General features: G+C 64.5%; 18 protein-coding genes and 1 pseudogene. 11 read left to right on the top strand and 8 right to left on the bottom strand.

Annotation, left to right across the window (positions count from 1 at the left end; translation table 11 throughout):
- Positions 1 to 167 precede the first annotated feature (167 nt).
- The 3 genes from EDE08_RS29160 to EDE08_RS29150 all read left to right on the top strand — a co-directional run bounded on the left by EDE08_RS29160 (position 168) and on the right by EDE08_RS29150 (position 4,512).
- On the top strand, positions 168 to 893 hold the full coding sequence (locus EDE08_RS29160) for an outer membrane protein (protein ID WP_131872175.1): 726 nt from the start codon (positions 168 to 170) through the stop codon (positions 891 to 893).
- Between the two features lie 164 nt (positions 894 to 1,057).
- The gene (locus tag EDE08_RS29155; RefSeq protein WP_131872173.1) at positions 1,058 to 3,214 is read left to right on the top strand and encodes a methyl-accepting chemotaxis protein; all 2,157 of its coding nucleotides are present in this window, start codon (positions 1,058 to 1,060) and stop codon (positions 3,212 to 3,214) included.
- Between the two features lie 236 nt (positions 3,215 to 3,450).
- A complete protein-coding gene (locus tag EDE08_RS29150; protein ID WP_131872171.1) occupies positions 3,451 to 4,512 on the top strand; it encodes an MBL fold metallo-hydrolase in 1,062 nt (353 codons plus the stop codon).
- A gap of 183 nt (positions 4,513 to 4,695) precedes the next feature.
- Here the strand turns inward: EDE08_RS29150 and aroQ are convergent, their stop codons facing one another.
- Positions 4,696 to 5,127: a type II 3-dehydroquinate dehydratase gene (gene aroQ, locus EDE08_RS29145; RefSeq protein WP_131872169.1), complete on the bottom strand. Its 432-nt coding sequence runs from the start codon at positions 5,125 to 5,127 to the stop codon at positions 4,696 to 4,698.
- 335 nt (positions 5,128 to 5,462) lie between these two features.
- Here aroQ and hemA point away from each other — a divergent pair, with 335 nt between their 5' ends.
- Both hemA and EDE08_RS29135 read left to right on the top strand, forming a co-directional pair.
- Positions 5,463 to 6,692, top strand: a complete 1,230-nt coding sequence (gene hemA / locus EDE08_RS29140; RefSeq protein ID WP_131872167.1) for a 5-aminolevulinate synthase — start codon at positions 5,463 to 5,465, stop codon at positions 6,690 to 6,692.
- A 305-nt stretch (positions 6,693 to 6,997) separates the two neighbouring features.
- On the top strand, positions 6,998 to 10,507 hold the full coding sequence (locus EDE08_RS29135; protein WP_131872165.1) for a PAS domain-containing hybrid sensor histidine kinase/response regulator: 3,510 nt from the start codon (positions 6,998 to 7,000) through the stop codon (positions 10,505 to 10,507).
- Between the two features lie 10 nt (positions 10,508 to 10,517).
- Here EDE08_RS29135 and EDE08_RS29130 read toward each other — a convergent pair whose 3' ends face one another.
- The 7 genes and pseudogenes from EDE08_RS29130 to EDE08_RS29095 all read right to left on the bottom strand — a co-directional run bounded on the left by EDE08_RS29130 (position 10,518) and on the right by EDE08_RS29095 (position 17,467).
- A complete protein-coding gene (locus EDE08_RS29130) occupies positions 10,518 to 11,339 on the bottom strand; it encodes an SDR family NAD(P)-dependent oxidoreductase (RefSeq protein ID WP_131872163.1) in 822 nt (273 codons plus the stop codon).
- A gap of 18 nt (positions 11,340 to 11,357) precedes the next feature.
- Positions 11,358 to 11,921: a cytochrome P460 family protein gene (locus EDE08_RS29125; protein WP_131872162.1), complete on the bottom strand. Its 564-nt coding sequence runs from the start codon at positions 11,919 to 11,921 to the stop codon at positions 11,358 to 11,360.
- A gap of 72 nt (positions 11,922 to 11,993) precedes the next feature.
- Entirely contained in the window at positions 11,994 to 13,025 is a 1,032-nt protein-coding gene (locus EDE08_RS29120; RefSeq protein WP_131872160.1) for an alpha/beta fold hydrolase, read from the bottom strand.
- Positions 13,026 to 13,060: 35 nt separating this feature from the next.
- Positions 13,061 to 13,377: pseudogene (locus tag EDE08_RS29115) on the bottom strand (Ohr family peroxiredoxin); the annotation flags it as partial.
- A 405-nt stretch (positions 13,378 to 13,782) separates the two neighbouring features.
- Positions 13,783 to 14,463, bottom strand: a complete 681-nt coding sequence (locus tag EDE08_RS29105; protein WP_131872158.1) for a response regulator transcription factor — start codon at positions 14,461 to 14,463, stop codon at positions 13,783 to 13,785.
- Positions 14,464 to 14,650: 187 nt separating this feature from the next.
- On the bottom strand, positions 14,651 to 16,786 hold the full coding sequence (locus EDE08_RS29100; RefSeq protein ID WP_131872156.1) for a DUF294 nucleotidyltransferase-like domain-containing protein: 2,136 nt from the start codon (positions 16,784 to 16,786) through the stop codon (positions 14,651 to 14,653).
- 72 nt (positions 16,787 to 16,858) lie between these two features.
- Positions 16,859 to 17,467, bottom strand: coding sequence for a hypothetical protein (locus EDE08_RS29095; protein WP_131872154.1), 609 nt, complete (start codon positions 17,465 to 17,467; stop codon positions 16,859 to 16,861).
- A gap of 268 nt (positions 17,468 to 17,735) precedes the next feature.
- Between EDE08_RS29095 and EDE08_RS29090 the strand changes: the two genes are divergently transcribed.
- The 6 genes from EDE08_RS29090 (at position 17,736) to EDE08_RS29065 (ending at position 23,195) form a co-directional block, all read left to right on the top strand.
- Positions 17,736 to 18,023, top strand: a complete 288-nt coding sequence (locus tag EDE08_RS29090) for a DUF4212 domain-containing protein (RefSeq protein WP_061882699.1) — start codon at positions 17,736 to 17,738, stop codon at positions 18,021 to 18,023.
- 2 nt (positions 18,024 to 18,025) lie between these two features.
- Complete coding sequence (locus EDE08_RS29085; RefSeq protein ID WP_131872152.1) at positions 18,026 to 20,011, top strand: sodium:solute symporter family protein; 1,986 nt, start codon at positions 18,026 to 18,028, stop codon at positions 20,009 to 20,011.
- A 202-nt stretch (positions 20,012 to 20,213) separates the two neighbouring features.
- Positions 20,214 to 20,534, top strand: a complete 321-nt coding sequence (locus EDE08_RS29080) for a YggT family protein (protein ID WP_131872150.1) — start codon at positions 20,214 to 20,216, stop codon at positions 20,532 to 20,534.
- Positions 20,531 to 20,854, top strand: a complete 324-nt coding sequence (locus tag EDE08_RS29075) for a hypothetical protein (RefSeq protein WP_061882476.1) — start codon at positions 20,531 to 20,533, stop codon at positions 20,852 to 20,854. The genes EDE08_RS29080 and EDE08_RS29075 overlap by 4 nt, the downstream gene beginning before the upstream one ends.
- A gap of 101 nt (positions 20,855 to 20,955) precedes the next feature.
- Positions 20,956 to 21,324, top strand: coding sequence for a hypothetical protein (locus tag EDE08_RS29070; protein ID WP_131872148.1), 369 nt, complete (start codon positions 20,956 to 20,958; stop codon positions 21,322 to 21,324).
- Positions 21,325 to 21,569: 245 nt separating this feature from the next.
- A complete protein-coding gene (locus EDE08_RS29065) occupies positions 21,570 to 23,195 on the top strand; it encodes an MFS transporter (protein WP_207913125.1) in 1,626 nt (541 codons plus the stop codon).
- Positions 23,196 to 23,202 lie beyond the last annotated feature (7 nt).

Genomic DNA, 23,202 nt, shown 5'->3' with positions numbered 1-23,202 from the left:
AAGCCGCCATTAAGCACGAAAATCATTTACAGCCCAACAAGTTAGGTTGGCTGTCGCTTTGCCACGCATGTGACTGCATTTTTCATCAAAAGCGAGCTATCTGCAAAACCAACGACGGCGCAGGAAAGCGCGCCTGCCGGGGACCTTACGTGTTGGAGTTCAAGACGATGAAGAAGATTCTGTTTGCGACCGTGGCGCTGCTCGCGGTGGGCGCGGCTGCGCCGGCCGTCGGCGCCGACCTCGGCAACCGCGGCTACTACAAGTCGCCCGCGCCGGCCTACGCCGCGCCGATCTACAATTGGACCGGCTTCTATATCGGCGGCCATGTCGGCGGCGCGTTCTCCAGCGACAACAATTTCAACGGCCTCTCCACCGGCAGCAACGGCAATGGCCGCTTCCTCGGCGGCGTGCAGGTTGGCGCGGACTGGCAATTCAACCCGAACTTCGTGGTCGGCGTCGAAGGCCAGTATTCCTGGCTCACGGGCAACGTCGGCGCAGTGTTTCCGGGCGGCATCGCCTATACCAATGACCAGCGCGGCCTCGGCTCGATCACCGGCCGCGTCGGCTATACCTGGGGCCCCGGTCTGCTCTACGTGAAGGGCGGCTACGCCTATTCGGACAACAACGAGAAGGTGACTGTGAGCGGCGTGCCGACCGGCTTCATCATCGATGGCGATCACCGCAACGGCTACACCGTCGGCGCCGGCCTGGAATACATGTTCGCTCCGAACTGGTCGGCCAAGGCCGAGTACCAGTACTACAATTTCGGCGATGCGCACTTCACGGCGGGGCCGCTGGTGGGCACCGGCAACTTCACCACCGACGACCATACCTTCAAGGCAGGCCTCAACTACCGCTTCAACTGGGCTGGCTCGGCGGTCGGGCCCTACTGACCGGTTACCAAAACCTTATCACGATGAAGGGCCGGCCTCGTTGCCGGCCCTTCTTTTTTCGCTCTGCGGAACATACGCAACCAATTGTGCCAAGTGCGATTTTTTAACCGGTGCTGCCGATACTGCGCTCACAAACAGAAGCAAGAACATTGGGGGAATTTTCGATGGCGATCCGTCTGGGCCTTGGCCGTTTCCTTGGCCGTTTCCGTCCTCGTTTCAAAATGCCGAAATGGGGCGTGCGCGGCAGCCTGTTCGCGGCCTTCGCAGTGATCGCGGGCATGGGCCTCGTGATCGCGGCCGGCGCCGGCCTGGCGCTGCAGAATCTCGGCGGGCGCATGACCGAACTGAGCGGGCGGGACATTCCGCGCCTTGCCGCCAGCCTGCAACTGTCGGCACTGAGCGCCAGCCTTGCGGCCCAGGGGCCTGCCCTGCTGGCGGCGCAAAGCGAGGAAGCCCTGAGCGAGCGCACCAAGAAGCTCAGGGAATTGCAGGAGCAGACGCAGCAAAAGCTCAACGAGATCATCGAGCTCGGCGGCGACAAGAGCGTCGTCTCCGGCCTCAGCGACACGATGAAGAGCATCAACGAGGCGGCTCAGAGCCTGGCGAAGGCCGCCCGCGAACGGCTCGATATCGCGGCCCTCCACGACAAGCAATATGATGCCCTTCGCAGCGCGCAGGGCGCGTTCGTCGGCGCCGCAAGCCCGGCGATGCTGGACGCGCAGACCCGTATCAACGCCATCCTCGGTTCGGCCGACCTCTCAGCCGCAGACGCGACCGACGCCGCGCAGACCGTCGGTCAGCTCGGCAACGTCGTCGCCAGCGGCAATCTCGCCGCCGCCAACATGAGCGCGGCGCTGTCGGCGAACACCAGCGACAAGCTCGACGACATCCAGAAGGAGTTCAAGACCGCGCAGGGACGCCTGCGCTCCAACCTCGACCTGTTGCCGGACAACCAGGGCAACAAGATGCTGCGCGAGACGGCGGAAAAGCTGCTCGCGCTCGGCACCGGCAAGACCGGCGTGTTCAATCTGCGCGAGAAGGAGCTCGACTCCATCGACTACGGCCAGACCATCCTGGACGAGACCCGCAAGCTCAATGTCGGTCTCGGCATCAGCGTGCAGCAGCTCGTCGACGGCGTGCAGAAGGAGACCAACGCCTCGACCTTCCAGGCGCGGCAGGAGATTTCGCTCGCGACGTCGGTCATGCTGGCGATGGGCACGTTGATGCTGGTCGGCTCGGCGCTGTTCGTGTGGCTCTATGTCGGCCGCAGCATCCTGCGCCGAATCGGCGCCTTGCATCAATCGATGCAGCTGCTCGCGAACGGCGACCTCGAAACCGACATCTACCGCTCGAAGTACCACAACGACGAGATCTCGGTGATGGCGAACACGCTGCAAGTGTTCCGGGAGAGCATGATCGAGGCCCGCGCGCTGGCGAGCGAGCAGGACAGGGACCGTATCGCCAAGACCGAGCGTGCCACGCGCATGGAAGCGAAGATCGCCGAATTCGAAAGCACGGTGCGCTCCGCGCTCGACAATCTCGCGCAGTCGGCCAATTCGATGCAATCGACCGCGCAGAGCATGTCGAACACCGCCGACCAGTCCAACGCCCTCGTGAACGCAGTCGCCTCCGCCGCGGAGGAAACGTCTGTCAATGTGCAGACCGTGTCGGCCGGCACCGAGCAGCTGTCTTCCTCGATCCAGGAGATCAGCCGCCAGGTCGTGACCTCCGCCGAGATCGCCAAGAAGGCGGTCGACGAAGCGGGAGCGACCGACGCCACCGTGCAGAGCCTCGCCGACAGCGCGAGCCGCATCAGCGTCGTCGTCGACCTGATCCAGACCATCGCCTCGCAGACCAACCTGCTCGCGCTCAACGCGACCATCGAGGCCGCGCGCGCGGGCGAGGCCGGCCGCGGCTTCGCCGTGGTCGCCTCCGAAGTGAAGAGCCTGGCGAGCCAGACCGCCAAGGCGACGGACGAGATCCGCACCCAGATCGCCAGCATGCAGTCAGTCACGACCTCCGCGGTCGGCGCCATCCAGGGCATCGGCCGGATCATCGGCGAGATCAACGACGTCACCACGACGATCGCAGCCGCTGTCGAGGAACAGGGCGCCGCCACGCGCGAAATCGCCCGCAACATCCAGCATGCCGCCGGCGGCACCAGCGAAGTCTCCAGCAATATCGTCGGCGTCTCCACTGCGTCCGCCGAAGCGGGCGCTGCGGCGGGCGACGTGCTGAGCGCCTCGGACGCGCTCCGGCGCGAGGCCGATATGCTGCGCGGAGAAATCGACGCCTTCCTCAACGACATGCGGGCGGCCTGATCGTCATTCCGGCGACCTCGAAGCAGCGACGCCGGGATCCCGCACCACGATCTTCGGATTCTCAGATGCGCAACCGCGCACCTGAGGTCGCGCTTACGCGCGCCCCGGAATGACGGCATGTTTTGGCGACTTCAAACCGGGAGGCGGAAAACACGGCCGGTATGACGGCCATGCGGCGCCCGCCAGGCCTGCTTTTTCGGCTGGCGCCCTGCGCGCGCTGGGTTTAAGCGGATAGCATGAGCTCAAAAACCGACATCGCACAGTCCTCGGCCGAGGCCCTGCGCTACCCCTGGGAACAACACCCCGGCCCCGAAGAGGTCGTGGAGATCAGGCCCGGCGTGTTGTGGGCGCGGCTGAAACTGCCGTTCCGCCTCAACCACGTGAACATCTACCTGCTCGCCGACGGCGACGGCTATGCGATGATCGATGCCGGCTTCGGCAACGAGGAGACGATCGAGGCCTGGACGAAGCTGTTCGACGGACCGCTGAAAGGCGTCAAGGTCACGCGCCTGATCGTCACCCACTCCCACCCCGACCATGTCGGCCTCGCCGGCTGGATCGTCGAGCGCTTCGACTGTCCGCTGGTGATGTCGCAGGTCGAATATCTGCAATCGGTCTATCACCAGAACCGCGGCACCGAGGAGCGGCGCGAAGCGCAGCGGCTGTTCTTCCGCCGTCACGGCATGGACGAGTCGCTGACCGAGAAGCTGCTCGGGCGCGGCCAGGATTATCTCAAGCGCGTCTCGGTGCTGCCGCCATCCTATCGCCGCATCTCGCACGGCGACGAGGTCGTGATCGGTACGCGCCGCTTCAAGGTGATCACCGGCGGCGGCCACGCGCTCGACCAGGTCATGCTGTATTGCGCCGACGACAAGCTGTTCCTCTCCGCCGACCAGGTGCTGAGCAAGATCTCGCCGAATGTCAGCGTCTGGGCGGTCGAGCCCGACCAGAACTCGCTCGGCGAATACCTAGCCTCGCTCGCGAGCCTCACCACAACCCTGCCTTATGATCTGCTGGTGCTGCCCGGCCATGGCGTGCCGTTCTATGGACTGAAGACCCGCATCAAGCAGCTCGCCGACCATCACGAGGAGCGCTGCCGCCTGATCGCGGAAGCGTGCCGCGAGGTGCCACAAACTTCGCGCGCCCTGGTGCCCGTCGTGTTCAACAAGCACGTGCTGGACGAGCACCAGATGGGCTTTGCCGCCGGCGAACTCGTCGCCCACGTCAACTACATGATCGTCGAGGGCCGCCTGACGGCGGAGACCAAGGACGGCGTGTTGCAGTTCAGGACGACGTGAGCCTTTCTTCACCTCGCCCCGCTTGCGGGGAGAGGTCGGTCGCGAAGCGACCGGGTGAGGGGGAGTCTCCACGAGTCCGACTGTGACCGTGATTGCGGAAGCAGCCCCTCACCCCAACCCTCTCCCCGTAAGAACCGGGCGAGGGAGCGCACCGTTGTCGGGGCGTGCCATTTGCCTATCCACTCATTTCATATTCGCGATCGCGTGCAGCGCTGCGATGTAGCCGAACGGTCCGAGGCCACAGATCACGCCTGTCGCCACGAACGATATCTTGGAGTGGCGGTGATATTCGTCGCGGGCGTGGATGTTGGAAATGTGGACCTCCAGCACCGGGCCCTCGAATATCTTGATCGCGTCCATGATCGAGACAGAGGTGAAGGAGAGGCCGGCCGGATTGATGATGATGGCGTCGGCATCCTGCCGCGCCGACTGGATCAGATCGACCAGCACGCCCTCGTGGTTGGACTGGTGGAAAGCGAGCTTGAGCCCGAGCTTGCTGGCAGCCTCCTCGCAGCTCGCATTGACCTCTGCGAGCGTCGTCATGCCGTAGATATGCGGCTCGCGGATGCCGAGCATATTGAGGTTGGGACCATTGAGGATCATGACACGCTTCATCGGGGCTTCCTTTCGCATGGGCTGTCCGACTGACCGGGGCGCCGCCCCAGCCGGGCAGGGCATGGCGTCGGTGCAGCCAGCTTGGCCATCATGGACGGTGCGCGCGCCATGGACAAAATGTCCACAGCAGCCCTGCCTCCCCCCGGTCGGGCCGGTCGCGGCCGGCAGGCCTGTGCTAGGCGCTTGATCCAAATCAACAATCGCCATCGGATCGGCGGTTATCAATTGGCACGCTCGCCTTGCCTCAAATGTGTGCTGGCGCATAGACATTGGAGCTCGAAAAGCTCTAAAAAATGAGCGGCCGTCATGGCCGGGTTCCGTTGCAGGTCTTGCCGATGGATTACAACCAGTTCTTCAATTCCGCTCTCGATCGTCTTCACACTGAGCGGCGCTATCGCGTGTTCGCCGACCTCGAACGCACGGCCGGCCGGTTCCCGCACGCGGTGTGGCACTCGTCCAAGGGCAAGCGCGACGTCGTGATCTGGTGCTCCAACGACTATCTCGGCATGGGCCAGCACCCGAAGGTGGTCGGCGCCATGGTCGAGACCGCGACGCGCGTCGGCACCGGTGCCGGCGGCACCCGCAACATTGCCGGGACGCACCATCCGCTGGTCCAGCTCGAAGCCGAGCTCGCCGACCTCCACGGCAAGGAAGCCGCGCTGCTGTTCACCTCGGGCTATGTCTCGAACCAGACCGGCATCCCCACAATCGCAAAGCTCATTCCGAACTGCCTGATCCTGTCCGACGAGCTCAACCACAATTCGATGATCGAGGGCATCCGGCAGTCCGGCTGCGAGCGGGTCGTGTTCCGCCACAACGACGTTGCGCATCTCGAAGAGCTGTTGAAAGCGGCCGGCCCAAATCGGCCGAAGCTGATCGTCTGCGAGAGCCTCTATTCCATGGACGGCGACGTCGCGCCGCTCGCCAGGATCTGCGATCTCGCCGAGAAATACGGCGCCATGACCTATGTCGACGAGGTCCATGCCGTCGGCATGTACGGCCCGCGCGGCGGCGGCATCGCCGAGCGTGACGGCGTCATGCATCGCATCGACGTTCTCGAGGGCACGCTCGCCAAGGCGTTCGGCTGTCTCGGCGGCTATATCGCCGCCAATGGCCAGATCATCGACGCCGTGCGCTCCTACGCGCCGGGCTTCATCTTCACCACCGCGCTGCCGCCCGCGGTCTGCTCGGCCGCGACTGCCGCGATCAGACACCTGAAGAGCTCGAACTGGGAGCGCGAGCGCCACCAGGACCGCGCCGCCCGCGTCAAGGCGATCCTCAATGCCGCCGGCCTGCCCGTCATGTCGAGCGACACCCACATCGTGCCGCTGTTCGTCGGCGACCCCGAGAAGTGCAAGCGGGCCTCCGACCTCCTTCTCGAAGAGCACGGTATCTACATCCAGCCGATCAACTATCCGACCGTCGCCAAGGGCACCGAGCGTCTGCGCATCACGCCCTCGCCCTATCACGACGACGGCCTGATCGATCAGCTCGCCGAAGCGCTGCTCCAGGTGTGGGATCGCCTCGGCCTGCCGCTGCGCGAGAAGTCGCTGGCAGCGGAGTAGGCTGTTCTTTCACCTCTCCCCGCTTGCGGGGAGAGGCCGGATCGCATGGTCAGATGCGACCCGGGTGAGGGGGACTCTCCGCGAGTCCAACTGCCACCGTCTCCGCGGAGAGCCCCCCTCACCCCACCCTCTCCCCGCAAGCGGGGCGAGGGAGAGCTGGCAGCTCGCGCCGCACCCTTAACGACGCCCCCAGTTCCCGCCGCTGCCCGGCATTTCGCTGTCGCTTGCGACCGTCCAACGCGCTAGGTTTGCAGGGAAAATGAGCACGGGCGCGGGCAGCGCCCAGGGAGAGAAGCACGCTCACCATGCTGCACGATTGGGGCGTGATCGCCGCCGCGTTCGGTTATATCGGCTTCCTGTTCCTGGTGGCGAGCCATGGCGACCGCCGCTCGCCGGCCGGGCGCGGTCGTGCCTCCGGGCTGATCTATCCGCTGTCGCTGGCGATCTACTGCACCTCCTGGACCTTCTTCGGCTCGGTCGGCTTCGCTACCCGCACCTCGACCGACTTCCTCGCGATCTATCTCGGCCCGATCCTGATGATCGGGTTAGGGGCCGGCGTGCTCCGCCGCGTGATCCAGCTCGCCAAAACCCACAACATCACCTCGATTGCCGACTTCATCGGGGCCCGCTACGGCAAGAGCCAGGCGGTGGCGGCGACCGTCGCGCTGATGGCGATCATCGGCTCGGTGCCTTACATCGCGCTCCAGCTCAAGGCGGTTGCCTCCTCGCTCGAAACGATCCTGAGCGAGGACCAGGCCTTCTCCCACATCCCGATCGTCGGCGACGTGGCGCTGATGGTGACGCTGTCAATGGCGGCCTTCGCGGTGCTGTTCGGCACGCGGCAGACCGATGCCACCGAGCACCAGCACGGCCTGATGCTGGCGGTCGCGACCGAATCCATCATCAAGCTGATCGCCTTCCTCGCCGCCGGCATCTTCGTCACCTTCTGGATGTTCTCGCCGCATGAGCTGATCGAGCGCGCGATGAAGACGCCGGAAGCGGTGCGCGCGATCAACTACTCGCCGTCGATCGGCAACTTCCTGACCATGACGCTGCTGTCGCTGTGCGCGATCATGCTGCTGCCGCGCCAGTTCCACGTCAGCGTGGTGGAGAATTCCTCCGATGCCGAGGTCGGCCGCGCGCGATGGCTGTTCCCGCTCTACCTCGTCGCCATCAATCTGTTCGTGATCCCGATCGCGATCGCCGGCCTCGTGACCTTCCCGTTCGGCGCCGCCGATCCCGACATGTACGTGCTGGCGCTGCCGATGGAAGGCGGCGCCGATCTGCTCAGCGTCATCATCTTCGTCGGCGGGCTGTCGGCGGCGACCGCGATGGTGATCGTCGAATGCGTCGCGCTCTCCATCATGGTCTCGAACGACCTCGTGGTGCCGCTGGTGCTGAAACGCCGGCCGGAGGGGCGCGCCGGCGGCGCCGATTTCAGCAACTTCTTGCTGCGCTCGCGCCGGCTCGCGATCTTCGCCATCATGGTGATGGCTTATTTCTACTATCGCGCGCTCGGCAATACCCAGCTCGCGGCCATCGGTCTGCTCTCCTTTGCCGCCATCGCCCAGCTTGCGCCGAGCTTCTTCGGCGGGCTGCTCTGGCGGCGCGCGACCGCGCGCGGCGCCATCGGCGGCATGCTGGTGGGCTTTGTGGTGTGGCTCTACACGCTGTTCATTCCGAGCTTCATGGATTCCTCGACATCAGGCATCATGCTGCTCCAGCACGGCCCGTTCGGCATCGAGGCGCTGCGGCCGCAGGCGCTGTTCGGCGCCGACCTGCCGCCGCTGATGCACGGCGTCATCTGGTCGCTGTCGCTCAATATCCTGACCTATGTGCTGCTGTCGCTGGCGCGCCAGCCGTCGTCCATCGAGCTGTTGCAGGCCGATCTGTTCGTGCCCAATACGCTCGCACCGATCTCCCCGAGCTTCCGCCGCTGGCGCACCAGCATCACCGTGCAGGACATCCAGACCACGGTGGCGCAATATCTCGGACCCGACCGGGCGCGGCATTCCTTCGAGGCATTCTCGGCGCGGCGAAACGTGCGGCTGGAGCCCGGAGCACCTGCCGATTTCGAGCTGCTGCAGCACGCCGAGCACCTGATCGCGTCCTCGATCGGCGCCGCCTCCTCCCGCCTCGTGATGTCGCTGCTGCTGCGCAAGCGGACGGTCTCCGCCAAGGCCGCGCTGAAGCTGCTCGACGACTCGCACGCGGCGCTGCATTTCAACCGCGAGATCCTCCAGACCGCGCTCAACCACGTGCGCCAGGGCATCGCCGTATTCGATGCCGATCTGCAACTGATCTGCTCCAACCGGCAGTTCGGCGATCTCCTCAACGTTCCCCCGCATCTGATTCAGTTCGGCACGCCCCTGCGCGAAATCCTGGAATTCATCGGCGTGGGCGATCCGGAGCATCCGCTCGAGAGCGAGGCCCTGCTGGAGCGGCGCCTCGCCGCCTACACCACCGACAGCGAGCCTTATCTCGAACGCCTGCCGGAACGCCACATGGTGATCGAAGTGCTCACCAACCGCATGCCCGGCGGCGGCTTCGTCATCACCTTTACCGACGTCACGCCCACCTTCGAAGCCGCGGAAGCGCTGGAGCGCGCCAATGCGACGCTGGAAAAGCGCGTGCGCGACCGCACCGAGGAGTTGACGCGGCTGAACTCCGAGCTGGCACTGGCCAAGAGCGCAGCGGAAGACGCCAGCATCTCCAAGACGCGCTTCCTCGCCGCTGCCAGCCACGACATCCTCCAGCCGCTGAACGCGGCGCGGCTCTATGTCACGAGCCTGGTCGAGCGCCAGCACAATGGCGAGGAGACGCGGCTGGTCGAGAACATCGACGAATCGCTGCAGGCCATCGAGGAGATTCTCGGTGCGCTGCTCGACATCTCCAGGCTCGACGCCGGCGCGATGACGACCTCGATCTCGAGCTTCAAGATCGGCGACCTGATGCGGTCGCTGGAGATCGAGTTCGCGCCGATCGCGCGTGCCAAGGGCCTGGAGCTCGCCTTCGTGCCCTGCTCGCTGCCGGTCGAGTCGGACCGGCTCCTACTGCGGCGCCTGCTCCAGAACCTGATCTCGAACGCGATCAAGTACACCCCGCGCGGCCGCGTGCTGGTCGGCTGCCGCCGCCGCGGTACCTCGCTCGAGATCCGCGTCTACGACACCGGCGTCGGCATCCCCCCCGTCAAGCGCGGCGAGATCTTCAAGGAATTCCATCGCCTGGAGCAGGGGGCGCGGATCGCGCGCGGCCTGGGGCTGGGGTTATCGATCGTCGAGCGGCTGGCACGCGTGCTCAAGCACGGCATCGCCATCGACGCCAATGCCAGCGGCGGCTCGGTGTTCTCCGTGACGGTGCCGACGGCCAAGGCAATCACCCATACCGCGGCCGTGACCAGCGCGACGCCGCTGGCGCGCACGCCGATCTCGGGCGCACTGATCGTCTGCATCGAGAACGATGCGGCCATCCTCGACGGCATGCGCACGCTCCTGAAGGCCTGGGACGCCGAGGTGATCGCGGTCGCCGACCCCGAAGGCGCGATCGCCGCAATCGAAACAGCCGGACGGCGCGTCACCGGCCTGCTCGTCGACTATCACCTCGATCGTGGCAACGGCATCGCCGCCATCCGCGAGATCCGCCGCCGCTTCGGCGATGCCATCCCTGCGATCCTGATCACCGCCGATCGCAGCCCCGCCGTGCAGGTCGCCGCGCGGGACGAGAAGATCGCGGTGCTCAACAAGCCCGTGAAGCCGGCTTCGCTCCGTGCCCTGCTGGGTCAGTGGCGCACGCAGCAGATGGTGGCGGCGGAGTGAGGCGCAGGGGTCAGTAGTCGGTCGATACGCTGAGCGCGCGCCACCGCTCCAATTCCTCGAGACGAAGCCTGTCCGCGGCCGCAATGGCGTTCACGGCGTCGCTGCCGAGCGCAATCCGCAAGGGCGGGCGATCCATGTCGACGAGCTTCAACACGACGGCTGCAGCCTTGGCCGGGTCGCCGGGCTGGCGGCCATCATAGTCGCGCTGCATCCTGACCGCGGCACCGACCACCGCGTCGTACTCCGGACGTCCTTCGTCGGTCTCATGCGAGGTCTGGGCAAAGCCGGTCCGGAAGCCGCCGGGCTCGACGATGGTCACATGCACGCCGATCAGCGCCATCTCGCGCGCCAGCGATTCCGAAAAGCCTTCGATACCCCATTTCGCCGCCGAATAGGGCGCGCGGGCCGGCGCGCCGATGCGGCCGCCGACCGACGAGACCTGCATGATGTGCCCGCGGCGCTGCTTGCGCAGCACCGGGATCGCCGCCTTGGTGACGATGATGGTGCCGATCAGATTGGCCTCGATCTGCTGCCGGAACGAGGCGAGGCTGGTGTCCTCGACCGAACCGAGATCGCCATAGCCGGCATTGTTCACGACGACGTCGAGACCGCCGAAGGCTTCCACCGCGAGGTCGATCGCCGCTTGCGCTGCCGCTTCGTCAGTCACGTCAAGCGTTGCCAGCCGCAGTCTTTCCCCGAAACGTTCGCGCAGCGGTTCGAGCGGGTCGAGCTTGCGAGCCGTGGCCACGACCCGGTTGCCCGCAACGAGTGCGGCTTCCGTGATGGCGCGCCCCAACCCGCGCGAACTGCCGCTGATGAACCAGGTCTTCATACCAGTCTCCGAAAGGACTTAAAGCGCGAGCCGCGTGAACACGTAATCGTGGCTCTTGGCACGGGCTTCGTGACAGCCCCAGCAGGTACGGTGCTGGGCCTCGTCAACCGGCTTGCCGTTGATGAAGCGGCCAAAGCCCCAGCCTCCAGTGGAGGCATATTTCTTGGAATCCTTGACCATCACCTGGACCGTCGTAGCAGCACCGGGGATCGTCGCGGATGCAAATTCAGGTGATTGCTTCCGCTTCCAAGCGCGCTTGACCAACACGGTCCCGTCCGGGAACGGAAGCTTGCCGGCCTGGTAGGCATCGATGGCAGTCTGGTCGCCGACGACAGCGCGCAGTTCGTCGAGCGGCGCAGCCTCCTCGGCCGGCGCGATCAGCTCCCACTGCTTGTAGCCGGCGGGGATTGTGACGCCGAAGATCGGCGAGGCGTTGGCGGCCGTGCTTTCAGCCGGCGTCTGCGCCGAGACGATCGTGGCGAGATACGGCACGCAAGTCAGCAGAATGACGACGAGAACCACGGCAAGAACGATCACCGTGGAGAGTGCGAAGGTTTTCTTTTCGGGCTCGGGCGAGGTCATGATCTCTCAACAGGCTCGGAGCGACGGATATCCTCCGGTCCAGCCGGGCTGGACCGGAGGCAGACAACATCCTCAGGCGCCGCCGTCGGCGTCGATGACGGCCTTGGCAAAGGCTTGCGGTGCTTCCTGCGGCAGATTATGGCCAATGCCGCCGGTGATCAGGCGAAACTCGTAACGGCCCGAGAATTTGCTGGCATAGGCGCTCGGATCGGGATGCGGCGCGCCGTTGGCGTCGCCTTCCATCGTGATGGTCGGCACATCGATCTGCGGGGCTGCGGCCAGCTTCTTTTCGAGATGCTCGTATTTCGCCTCGCCCTGGGCAAGCCCGAGCCGCCAGCGGTAGTTGTGGATCGTGATCGCGACGTGATCCTTGTTGTCGAGCGCCGCCGCGCTGCGATTGAAGGTGGCGTCGTCGAACTTCCACTGCGGCGAGGCGAGCTTCCAGATCAGCTTGGCGAAATCGTGCGTGTACTTTTCGTATCCGGCGCGGCCGCGCTCGGTGGCGAAGTAGAACTGGTACCACCATTGCAGCTCCGCCTGCGGCGGCAATGGCGCGTTGCCGGCAGCCTGGCTGGAGATCAGATAGCCGCTGACCGACACCAGCGCGCGGCAGCGGTCCGGCCACAGCGCGGCGATGATGTCGGCGGTGCGGGCACCCCAGTCGAAACCGGCGACGACGGCCTTCTTGATGTCGAGCTTGTCCATCAGAGCGATGATGTCGGCGGCCATTGCCGCAGGCTCGCCGTTGCGCGGCGTCTCACTGGAGAGGAAGTGCGTCGTGCCGTAGCCCCGCAAATAAGGGACGATCACGCGATAGCCGGCCTTCGCCAGGATAGGCGCGACATCGACAAAGGCGTGAATGTCGTAGGGCCAGCCGTGCAGCAGGATCGCGACGGGACCGTTCGAGGGCCCCACCTCCGCATAACCGACGTTGAGAACGCCGGCGTCGATCTGCGTGATCGCCCCGAAGGCCGCATTCGATGCGGAGGATCGTAGCGGTTCCGTCTCGGCGCGTGCGAGATCGATCACGCCGAGGCCGACGGCGACGGCCCCTGTGGCGATGCCGAGAAACTGGCGGCGGTGCTCATCGATGATCTGCTTCATGGCGTTGCAACCTCCTGCTGGTTGATGATGCTGCGTCAGACCAGCGCGAGCCTGACGTCGATGTCGCCACGGACGGCCTTGGAGTAAGGGTAGGTTTGATGCGCTTCAGCGACGATGCCCTGTGCGGCCTCGCAATCGAGACCCGGCAGGCTGACGTTGAGGCGCGCCCGAAGCTCATAAGTGCCTTCATCGAGAAGAGATCGATTTCCGTATCGATCGCACTTTTTCCGGGAAGCACGATTTTCCGCTTGCGAGCTGCCATTTCCATCGCGCCTTCGAAGCAGGCCGACCAGCCGGCTGCGAACAATTGCTCGGGATTGGTGCCGATGCCTGCGCCACCTGGCGGCGACAGCACTTCTCCGCGCTTCACAACGTGCGTGCCACGCTGGACTGGTGTTTGGCGCGGGGGGCGACGCCGGCACCGGCATTGCGCTCGCCGCCGCGGCAGCGCGATCTTCCTCGCGATATCCCTCTTGATCGAATGGCTTGCGATTGCTCCCCTCCTCGCGCGGCGGCAGCGAGGCGGCGCGCGTGGCCTTGAGCAGGAGCCTTGGGATCGCCGAGGCGCGCCGCGACGCGCCGAACCAGCTCCAGCTGCTCGGCGCATCCATATCAGAGATCTACTTGATGTAATCCCTGGGTTTGAGCCGCCGCCAAGGCGCCGCAGCCTGGGAGCTGCGCACCGCGATCGAGGATGCGAAGCGATTGCTCCGATCATCCCTCGAGGACTTTGCCGAGGGCTCCGAAACGACCGATATCACCCCGTCGGCGTGCCCTGCGTCCACTGGCCGCCGGCGATCTTCGCCGCGGCGATGACGGCCTGGGTGCGGCTCTCGACGCCGAGCTTTTGCAGGATGGCCGAGACATGTGCCTTGATGGTGGCCTCGGAGACGCCGAGCTCATAGGCGATCTGCTTGTTGAGAAGGCCCTCCGACAGCATCATGAGGACCCGGACCTGCTGCGGCGTCAGCGTCACCAGGCGGTCGCGCAGGCGTGTCATGTCGGGGTCGGCCGCGGCGGACAAGTCGGTGTCGGCAGGAACCCAGACGTCGCCGTCCATCACCTTGAGGATGGCGTCACGCAACGTCTCGACGCCGAAACGCTTTGGAATGAAACCGGAAGCACCGAAATCGAGCGAGCGGCGGATCGTGATGCTGTCGTCGGACGCCGAGACGATCACGACCGGAATCGCCGGATATTGCGCGCGCAGATAGATCAGACCGGAAAAGCCGGAGATCCCGGGCATCGAGAGGTCGAGCAGGATCAAGTCGACCTCGGAGGTCTGTTCCAGCAGCCCGGTCAGGTCCTCGAAGGATCCGGCCTCGTCGATCCTGGCCGACGGGAGGACACCTGCCACCGCCTGCCGCAACGCGTCGCGGAATAGCGGATGGTCATCGGCGATGACGAGGTGGGTGCTTGCATTGGCTGTCGCAGTCATCTGTTCCGCAGGCCGACGAAAGATCGGGAAAGAATTTCAACTCGTTGCTGATCAAGCAGCAATTGACGATTGTTCACTGACTGGAGCCGTCTTGCAAGGCAACCTTCCGCCCGCAGTCGCAAGGCAGTTAATCACAGCCGCGCGAACCAATTGATGCTGCAGCGCAAAAAGTCGCTGGCGGGTCTGATCAATCCTTGAACAGCAGGTCTCGGGTCAAATCATCGATCACGGCGACCGCTTGAAGCGCTGCCCTCAATCGCTCGCGGTCACGGGCCGACAATCGCTTGACCGACACCGCATTGGAGGGCGGCGTCCCCTGCGCCACATCCGCGACCTGTTGCGACACGATCAGTTCCAGAAAGACACCATGGGCCTCGTCGAGCGCATCGAGATCGGTCTCGCCACGGCCAACCACGGCCTTTACACCCGCGAGTCGCTGCGATGTCGACCGGCCCATCACATGGTAGCGAATCGCCATCGCGCGCGCTGCAGCGACCAGGCCGAACAGCCCTGCCGCCTTGAGGTCGATGCGACCGCCTTCAGTGCGGATGCCGCCGAAGAATTTCAGGCTCGCAGGGACGCTGATCCCTTCGACCAGAAGCTTGGCGAAAGCGACCTGCCCCTCGGCTGCCGCGAACGCCGCCTGCCTGACGGAAACGGCAAGGCTGCCGTCGCCATGAACGGCCCGGAGATCGAAGAAGATATCCACCGACAGGAGATCCTTTGGACTGGAGCGCCAGACCCAGTGCTCGATGCGGTCACGCCACGTTGCAACCGAGCCGCGCCACGGCGGGTTCTTCGCCATGACGCCCCCCTTGCAATAGGGCACGCCGGCCTCGTGCAGAATATCTGCAACGTGCGCCCCGAACGCCTCAAACCAGCGATCCTCGGCGCCTCCCGGTTCGCCTTGCTCGAAGATCACGGCATTGTCCTGATCCATCGCCAGCAGGCTTTCGCCGCGTCCGGCAGACCCGAGCACGACCAGCGTGTATGGCGTTGGGGGGCCGCCCTCGCCGCGCTCCCGCATGAGCCGCTCGGCAATCACGGCGGCCTGACGGGTGAGGGCGCAGAGCTCGCTGGAAATCACGTCCGCAATCTGACGGCCGGACAATCCTTCCGCCAGGAGCACCTCCGCAACCCGCGGCAGCTTCGCCCAGGCCAGCGCCAATGCCTGCGTATCCGCGGCATCCTCGATCTCGTCCCCGAGCGAGATGGCCTCCCCCGCCCGCAGACGCAGCAGGTCCCGCGCGGACAACGCACCGACCACCCGGCCGGCCTCGTCGACAACGCCGAGATGACGGGTCTTGAGGCGATTCATCCGGCCAATCGCACGATAGACGAGCGCGTCCTCGGGAATCGCCGCCAGCGGCTTGCTCATGATCCGGTGCACCGGCAGCTCCAGCGCCGGGGCACCGAGCCGGGCGATCGCCCGCAGCACGTCGCGCTCGGTAACGATCCCGGCCTCGACGGCCTTGACGTCGTCTGCGGCCGCATCCGGCGCGCCGACGTACACAGCCGATATTCTCTCGCTCGTCATTCGCGCCAGGGCGTCGCCTACCAAAACGTCCGCACCGACGAAAATGGCGGGATACCGCATGATGTCGCGGTTGCGGTGGCGATAGGCATAGGCGTCGAACCGCTTCAGCGTCTGTTCTGCATCGATGCGGGCTGTCGCCTCGACCGCCTCGATCCAGCCCATCCGCACCTGATCGTCGAGCACGGCGGTGAGCGCGCGACAGGCGCGCTCGGCTTGAACAACGGTCCGGATGCCGTGCTCGCGCAGCCTCGGCAGCAGCGCCAGGAAGATCCGTGCCGTCGTGACCGCATCGCCGAGAGCGGAATGCCGGCCTGCCACGTCGATGCCAAGCCAGGCCGCAAGATTCTCCAGCTGGTATCCGCCGAGGTCCGGCGCAACGATCTCCGCAAGCAGTCTGGTGTCGAGCGTTCGAGGCCGGGACCATGGCAATCCCGCCAGATCGCATTCGCGCTTCAGGACCGCCAGATCGAAACCGATCATGTGCCCGATGACGACAGCCCGGCCGAGGAACGCGTCGAAACGCGGCCAGACGTCCACGAACAGCGGCGATTCAGCGACCGTGGCATCATCGATGCCGTGAATGCGCGTCGTCTCCGCGGGGATCGGTTGATCGGCCGGCCGCAGCAATTGAACGAACGAACCGCCGTCGACCAGCTTTCCGGCCGATAGACGCACGCCGGCAAGCTCGATCACCCGCGCCTTGCGCGGATCGAGCCCGGTCGTTTCGGCATCGATGACAACGGCGTCGAGCGACAAAAGCGGGGCAGCACCACTCGTCGTATCCATTGTCCTCCCTCGGAAGGCCCGGACCGTGCGATGCCGGCCGGCAAGCCGGGCATTGGCAGAGGCCCGGCGATCCTACGCCAGCAGCGTGTTGGTCACCGCAGCCGCATCGATACGATCGACCAATTCGTCATGGATGTTGCAAAGGCTGACGCGCAGGTAATTGCGTATCGTCTCGAAATCCCGTCCGCGCAGTTTTTCGTGGATCGGCATCATCGCAAAATAGGTTTCCGCCAGCGGCTCGGGAATGTCCATCACGCGCTTGGGCGCATGCCCGCCAACGAGGTCGAGGCGCTGCTCCAGCTCGCGCCGGGCCTGAAACCAGCCATCCTCGCCGATCGACGGCGGCACTGGATAGCGGTCGAAAACCGAGAGGACGACGAGGATCATCTGGTCGAGAACCGCTCGGCGCTGCATGCCGGCATGTGGGCGCAATACCCCCTCGACCATCTCGCCCACCATCGCAAGTCCGAGCGGATAAGCCTGCCAGCGCGAACGTTCGACGGCTAGCGCAAACCCTTCCTCGGCAAACAGGACCTTGGAATAATGGCCGGCACGGGCACGCGAATACTCGTAAATGCCCTTTTGCACGATGAACGCAGATTGTGCGTCGATGAAGTCGGCAAGCGCCTCGCGGTCGCCAATCGGCGGCCGGGGACGAAAGAATTTCTGCAGCAGCTTCATCGCAGTCCGATCCTGCCAGACGGAATCGCCGTGCTATCCCGCGCTCGCCGCGCCCGAATTGTCAACGGCCGCGACGCTGTTCGCATCCGCAGCATCGGTTCCCTCCGAAAGTATTATAAAGACCTCGGCACTCCCAGTGTTAGCCTCCGACATTCCAAATTGGCGAAAGACCGGTTGGAAGGCGGCAGGGGGGGCCGCAGCGACGGGTATGCAACCCCTCGATTCCTCCGGCTCGCATGCCGGAGTGCTGACAGAGGAAATGCAGCCCATGCCTGACTCCCACAATCTCAGAGAACGAGAAGAAGCCCACTGGCGCAAGACCTCGCGCCTGATGCTGATCAACCTCGGCATCTGGTTCTTGTTCGGATACGTCATCCACATGTTCGTGGTTCCGCTCAACACCATCAAGTTGCCGATCCTTGGCTTCCCGCTCGGCTTCTATATGGCCGCGCAGGGTTCGCTGATCGCCTTCGTGGTCATCCTGTTCGTGTTCGCCAGACAGCAGGACAGGATCGACCGTGAATTCGGCTTCGCCGAAGACGATCAGGAGGGTTGAACATGGCTACGCAACAGGCCACAACAACCGGCGGTTCCGACTTTCTCAGCAACCTTGGGCGGATCTACGGCTTCTACACCGGAGGATTCGTCGCGTTTGTCCTTCTGCTCGCCGTCCTCGAGATCATCGGGGTGCCGAACAAGATTCTCGGCTACCTGTTCGTGTTCTTCACGCTCGCGGTCTACGCGATCATCGGCGTTCTGTCGCGAACGGCGCAGGTGTCCGAATACTACGTGGCAGGCCGCAGCGTGCCGGCGTTCTACAACGGCATGGCTACGGGTGCCGACTGGATGTCGGCAGCGTCCTTCGTCGGCATGGCGGGCACGCTGTTCCTGCTCGGCTACGACGGACTCGCCTGGGTGCTCGGATGGACCGGCGGCTTCGTGCTGGTCTCCATCCTGATCGGGCCTTATCTGCGCAAATTCGGCGCCTATACAGTGCCGGACTTTCTGTCCTTCCGTTACGGCGGTAATTTCGCCCGGGCGCTGGGCGTCGTCGTGCTCGTCGCCTGTTCGTTCACCTATGTGACGGCGCAGATCTACGGCACGGGCATCATTGCCTCGCGCTTCCTCGGAATGCAGTTCGAAATCGCAGTTTTCGCAGGACTGGTCGGCATCCTGGTCTGCTCGATGCTGGGCGGCATGCGAGCGGTGACCTGGACGCAGGTGGCCCAGTACATCGTGCTGATCATAGCCTACCTGACTCCGATCGTGATCCTGTCGACCAAGATCTACGGGATACCGATTCCGCAGCTGACCTATGGACATGCGATCGCGGACATCACCGCGCGCGAACAGGAGATGCTCGCCAACGGACTGGCGGCGGCAGCAAGCCTCAAGCCGCACATTCAGCCCTTCATCAACTACAGTCCGCTGAACTTCTTTGCGATCATCCTGTGCATGATGGTCGGCACGGCCTCGCTGCCGCACATCCTCATGCGCTACTTCACGACACCGTCGGTGCGTGAGGCGCGGCAGTCCGTGGCATGGTCACTGCTGTTCATCTTCCTGCTGTACTTCTCGGCGCCTGCCTACGCAGCGTTCTCCAAGCTGGAGGTGTACACGAACATCATCGGGCGCGATCTGTCCGCGATCAGGCCCTGGCTGTTCAACTGGGGCGAACTCGGGCTGATCCAGATCTGCGGCAAGAACGCCGTCAACATCGACGCCGTCATTGCCGCGTGCAAGGCCGTTGCCGGTCACCCCGGCGTGGTCCGGCTGCAGGACTTCGTCATCAACACGGACGTGATCGTGCTCTCGACACCGGAGATCGCGGGGCTTCCCTACGTCATCTCCGGTCTCGTCGCGGCCGGCGGCCTGGCTGCGGCTCTGTCCACCGCCGACGGGCTGCTGCTGGCAATCGCCAACGCATTGTCGCATGACGTCTACTACAAGATGATCGATCCGAACGCGCCGACGGCACGCCGGCTGATCGTCGCGCGCGTGCTCCTGCTGATAGTCGCGGTGGTCGCCGCGGCGACGGCCGCCACCAAGCCCGGGGATATCCTGGCCATGGTCGGCTGGGCATTCTCCCTGGCGATGGCGGGCAACTTCCCGGCACTCGTGATGGGCGTCTGGTGGAAGCGCACGACGTCCACGGGCGCGGTCTGCGGCATCATCGCCGGGTTCGGGCTCTGCCTGTTCTACCTCGTGACCACGCGCTACTTCCCAGGCGCGGGCGTCAAGTACTTCGGTATGACGTCGTTGCTCAATCCGGCCACCGGCGCACCGCTGGTCGACATCGCCAAGGCCATGGCGTTGCCCAACGCGATGGAAAGTTGGCCGACACTGGCCCACCCGCTTGCCAACAAGGTGGGGTGGTTCAACCTCAGCAACATCGCCTGCGGCTTGCTGGGTGCGCCCTTCGGCTTCGCGGTGATCATCATCGTGAGCCTGCTGGGACGGGCGCCGTCGCGGGAAATGCAGGCCTATGTCGACGAGATTCGCAAGCCGCGAGGCCGCACGGTGCTCGAAGAGAAAACGACCTGAGCGGATCGGACACGTTGCGCCAAACGGGGCCTTGCGAGGCCCCGTTTTTGTTTGCGACCGCCAGCGCTCGCTTGCCCCGAAACGCCTGCCTTGACATTGTTGCGTGCGGAGGCTGGCACAGAAATACCCGACGGCGTGGACGCAGCGAGCGTCCTCGCAGGACCATACTGCTTCCAACGCGACGCCCGGAGGAGGACCGATTTTGGACATTGCCGACTCGTTGGCCAGATACTGGTATTTTCACCTGCCGAACTTCGTTCTGGCGGCCCTGATGTACACCATGCTCGGCCGCTTCCTGCTCGGCCTCTTCGTCGACGCCGACTCGCCGAACTATATCTGGCGCTTCTTCTGCCGCTTCACCGATCCGGTGCTCACCGCCATTGCAACCGTCACGCCGAAGGCGGTTCCTCCAGCCGTCGTGTGGTTGTTCGGTTTCGTCTGGATGTTCTGGTTGCGGATCGTGCTCCACTACACATTGCTCGTGCTCAATCTCGCGCCGCGACTTGCGGGAGGCGGATCATGAACCGCAACTTCTTCCTGATCGGTATTGCCTTCTTCGGAATGATCAACGGCCTCTTCAACCAGCTTTGGCTGATCTTCGCCTTGCTCTATGTCCAGCCGCTCGCAGGTCCTCTTCTGTTCGGAAGCATGTCGCTGACGCTGATGTTCGCCTCGCTGATGGTCTCGACCGCGACCGTCATCCTGGGCGGCATTCCCGCCGCCATCTACGAACGCGTCACCGGCGCACAGGAGTCGAACGGCGTCTCGCTTTGGATCTGGCTGGCCGGCACGGCCATTCTGGCGCTCCCCGCCGCCGGCAATTTCATCAGCATCGGCCTCTGAACGGCGGGCGGGAACCATTGAAGGCAGGCCCCGCAGGGACTACCCTAGGCCGCATCCCGATCCTCTCGATCCCAATGAGCCAGGCGACGGAGTCCCTCCTCATGGAAGAAATGCGCCGCATCGCCTTTGAAACGGTCCTGCGCGCGTGCGGATTTGCCTCCCTCGCCATATTCTGCGTCATGATCGGCCTTTCGTTTCTGCCGGGCTCCGCATTTCAGGCGGGAGGCTTTCTGAGCCTGATCATGACACTGGTGCTTCTCCTGAAAGCGGAGGAAGCGCGGACCAAAGACCACCGCCGCACCGAGATGTGGCTGTATCTTCCAAAAGACAGGCGCCCGCCTCAGCCGCATGCACAAAAAACAGTCTCAGCGGTGATGCGAGAGACCTATCTGGTGTTCGCATACTGGTCTGCGCTGGTGTCCGTCGTGATGTGGATTGTCGCGATGAGCTTTTCCGTCCTTGGACTTTAGTTTGAGGTTGCGGACCCCACGGTATTTCGCTCTCGCGGCTCCGTGATTTCCCGTCCGATATCTCCGCGGTGCTCCCGATTCGCGTCGAAAGTACTATTGGGCCGGATGCAGCAGGCATGTAATTGCTCGCCCCCGATTGGTGGCGCGCCCGCGTGGCGCGGATCGGTTCTTGAAAAGAAAACAAGCGGGAGCGAATCGGAATGACGACAGTAACTGCAACATCGGCACCATCTGCCGGCGCCGGGATGACGAAGGACGAACGTTTCGTCATTCTCGCCTCCTCGCTCGGTACCGTGTTCGAGTGGTACGACTTCTATCTCTACGGTTCGCTGGCAAGCATCATCGGCGCCCAGTTCTTCTCGGCCTATCCGCCGGCAACCCGCGACATCTTCGCGTTGCTGGCGTTCGCCGCCGGCTTCCTGGTCCGCCCCTTCGGCGCCATCGTGTTCGGTCGCATCGGCGACATCGTCGGCCGCAAATACACCTTCCTCGTCACCATCCTGATCATGGGTCTGTCGACCTTCATCGTCGGCCTGTTGCCCAACGCCGCGACCATCGGCATCGCGGCGCCGATCATCCTGATCGTCTTGCGTCTTGCCCAGGGCCTGGCGCTCGGCGGCGAATACGGCGGTGCTGCGACCTACGTCGCGGAGCATGCGCCGAACGGCAAGCGCGGCTACTATACCTCCTTCATCCAGACCACCGCGACGCTCGGTCTGTTCCTGTCGCTGCTGGTGATCCTGTTCACCCGTTCCGCGCTCGGCGAAGCGGACTTCGCGGCCTGGGGCTGGCGCATTCCGTTCCTGGTGTCGGTGCTGCTGCTCGGAATCTCGGTCTGGATCCGGCTTCGCCTCAACGAATCGCCGATCTTCCAGAAGATGAAGGAAGAGGGAAAGAGCTCGAAGGCCCCGCTCACGGAAGCCTTCGGCAACTGGCAGAACGGCAAGCTCGTGCTGCTCGCCCTGCTCGGCGGCGTGATGGGCCAGGGCGTGGTCTGGTACACCGGCCAGTTCTACGCGCTGTTCTTCCTGCAATCGATCCTGAAGGTCGACGGCTATACCGCCAACCTGCTGATCGCCTGGTCGCTGCTGCTCGGCACCGGCTTCTTCATCGTGTTCGGCATGCTGTCCGACAAGATCGGCCGCAAGCCGATCATCCTCGGCGGCTGCCTGATCGCGGCGCTGACCTTCTTCCCGATCTTCAAGATGATCACCACCAACGCCAACCCGGCGCTGGAGAAGGCCATCGAGCAGACCAAGGTCGAGGTGGTGGCGGATCCTGCCGATTGCGGCAATCTGTTCAACCCGGTCGGTACCCGCGTGTTCACCACGCCGTGCGACACAGCCCGCGACTTCCTGGCCAAGTCATCGGTGAAGTACTCGACCAGCTATGGTCCGGCCGGCTCGGGCGTGAAGGTCGTGATCAACGGCAAGGAAGTGCCCTACGCCAATGCCAAGGACAGCAACCCGGCGGTTCTCGCTGCGGTGCAGGCGGCGGGCTATCCGAAGGCGGGCGACGCCGGCATCGTGAAGATGTCGCATCCGCTCGACATCTTCCGTCCGCAGGTGGCGGCGATCATCGGCCTGCTGTTCATCCTGGTGCTGTTCGTCACCATGGTGTACGGCCCGATCGCGGCGATGCTGGTCGAACTGTTCCCGACCCGCATCCGCTACACCTCGATGTCGCTGCCCTACCACATCGGCAACGGCTGGTTCGGCGGCCTCTTGCCGGCGACCGCCTTCGCCATCGTGGCCTCGACCGGCGACATCTATGCCGGCCTCTGGTACCCGATCATCTTCGCGTCCATCACCGTCGTGATCGGCTTCTTCTTCCTGCCCGAGACCAAGGACGTCGACATCAAGGCGACCTGATCCTAAA

Origin of the sequence: Bradyrhizobium sp. R2.2-H, assembly GCF_004346455.1 — a bacterium.
GTDB classification, from domain to species: Bacteria; Pseudomonadota; Alphaproteobacteria; order Rhizobiales; family Xanthobacteraceae; genus Bradyrhizobium; species Bradyrhizobium diversitatis.
Note: the sequence above shows the minus strand (reverse complement) of the source record. Positions and strands in the feature narration are given on the sequence as shown.

What these genes read in the sequence shown, in the direction of transcription:
- EDE08_RS29160 (WP_131872175.1), top strand. Translation starts at nt 168, where the DNA reads ATGAAGAAGATTCTGTTTGCGACCGTGGCGCTGCTCGCGGTGGGCGCG.
- EDE08_RS29155 (WP_131872173.1), top strand. Translation starts at nt 1,058, where the DNA reads ATGGCGATCCGTCTGGGCCTTGGCCGTTTCCTTGGCCGTTTCCGTCCT.
- EDE08_RS29150 (WP_131872171.1), top strand. Translation starts at nt 3,451, where the DNA reads ATGAGCTCAAAAACCGACATCGCACAGTCCTCGGCCGAGGCCCTGCGC.
- aroQ (WP_131872169.1), bottom strand. Translation starts at nt 5,127, where the DNA reads ATGAAGCGTGTCATGATCCTCAATGGTCCCAACCTCAATATGCTCGGC.
- hemA (WP_131872167.1), top strand. Translation starts at nt 5,463, where the DNA reads ATGGATTACAACCAGTTCTTCAATTCCGCTCTCGATCGTCTTCACACT.
- EDE08_RS29135 (WP_131872165.1), top strand. Translation starts at nt 6,998, where the DNA reads ATGCTGCACGATTGGGGCGTGATCGCCGCCGCGTTCGGTTATATCGGC.
- EDE08_RS29130 (WP_131872163.1), bottom strand. Translation starts at nt 11,339, where the DNA reads ATGAAGACCTGGTTCATCAGCGGCAGTTCGCGCGGGTTGGGGCGCGCC.
- EDE08_RS29125 (WP_131872162.1), bottom strand. Translation starts at nt 11,921, where the DNA reads ATGACCTCGCCCGAGCCCGAAAAGAAAACCTTCGCACTCTCCACGGTG.
- EDE08_RS29120 (WP_131872160.1), bottom strand. Translation starts at nt 13,025, where the DNA reads ATGAAGCAGATCATCGATGAGCACCGCCGCCAGTTTCTCGGCATCGCC.
- EDE08_RS29105 (WP_131872158.1), bottom strand. Translation starts at nt 14,463, where the DNA reads ATGACTGCGACAGCCAATGCAAGCACCCACCTCGTCATCGCCGATGAC.
- EDE08_RS29100 (WP_131872156.1), bottom strand. Translation starts at nt 16,786, where the DNA reads ATGGATACGACGAGTGGTGCTGCCCCGCTTTTGTCGCTCGACGCCGTT.
- EDE08_RS29095 (WP_131872154.1), bottom strand. Translation starts at nt 17,467, where the DNA reads ATGAAGCTGCTGCAGAAATTCTTTCGTCCCCGGCCGCCGATTGGCGAC.
- EDE08_RS29090 (WP_061882699.1), top strand. Translation starts at nt 17,736, where the DNA reads ATGCCTGACTCCCACAATCTCAGAGAACGAGAAGAAGCCCACTGGCGC.
- EDE08_RS29085 (WP_131872152.1), top strand. Translation starts at nt 18,026, where the DNA reads ATGGCTACGCAACAGGCCACAACAACCGGCGGTTCCGACTTTCTCAGC.
- EDE08_RS29075 (WP_061882476.1), top strand. Translation starts at nt 20,531, where the DNA reads ATGAACCGCAACTTCTTCCTGATCGGTATTGCCTTCTTCGGAATGATC.
- EDE08_RS29070 (WP_131872148.1), top strand. Translation starts at nt 20,956, where the DNA reads ATGGAAGAAATGCGCCGCATCGCCTTTGAAACGGTCCTGCGCGCGTGC.
- EDE08_RS29065 (WP_207913125.1), top strand. Translation starts at nt 21,570, where the DNA reads ATGACGAAGGACGAACGTTTCGTCATTCTCGCCTCCTCGCTCGGTACC.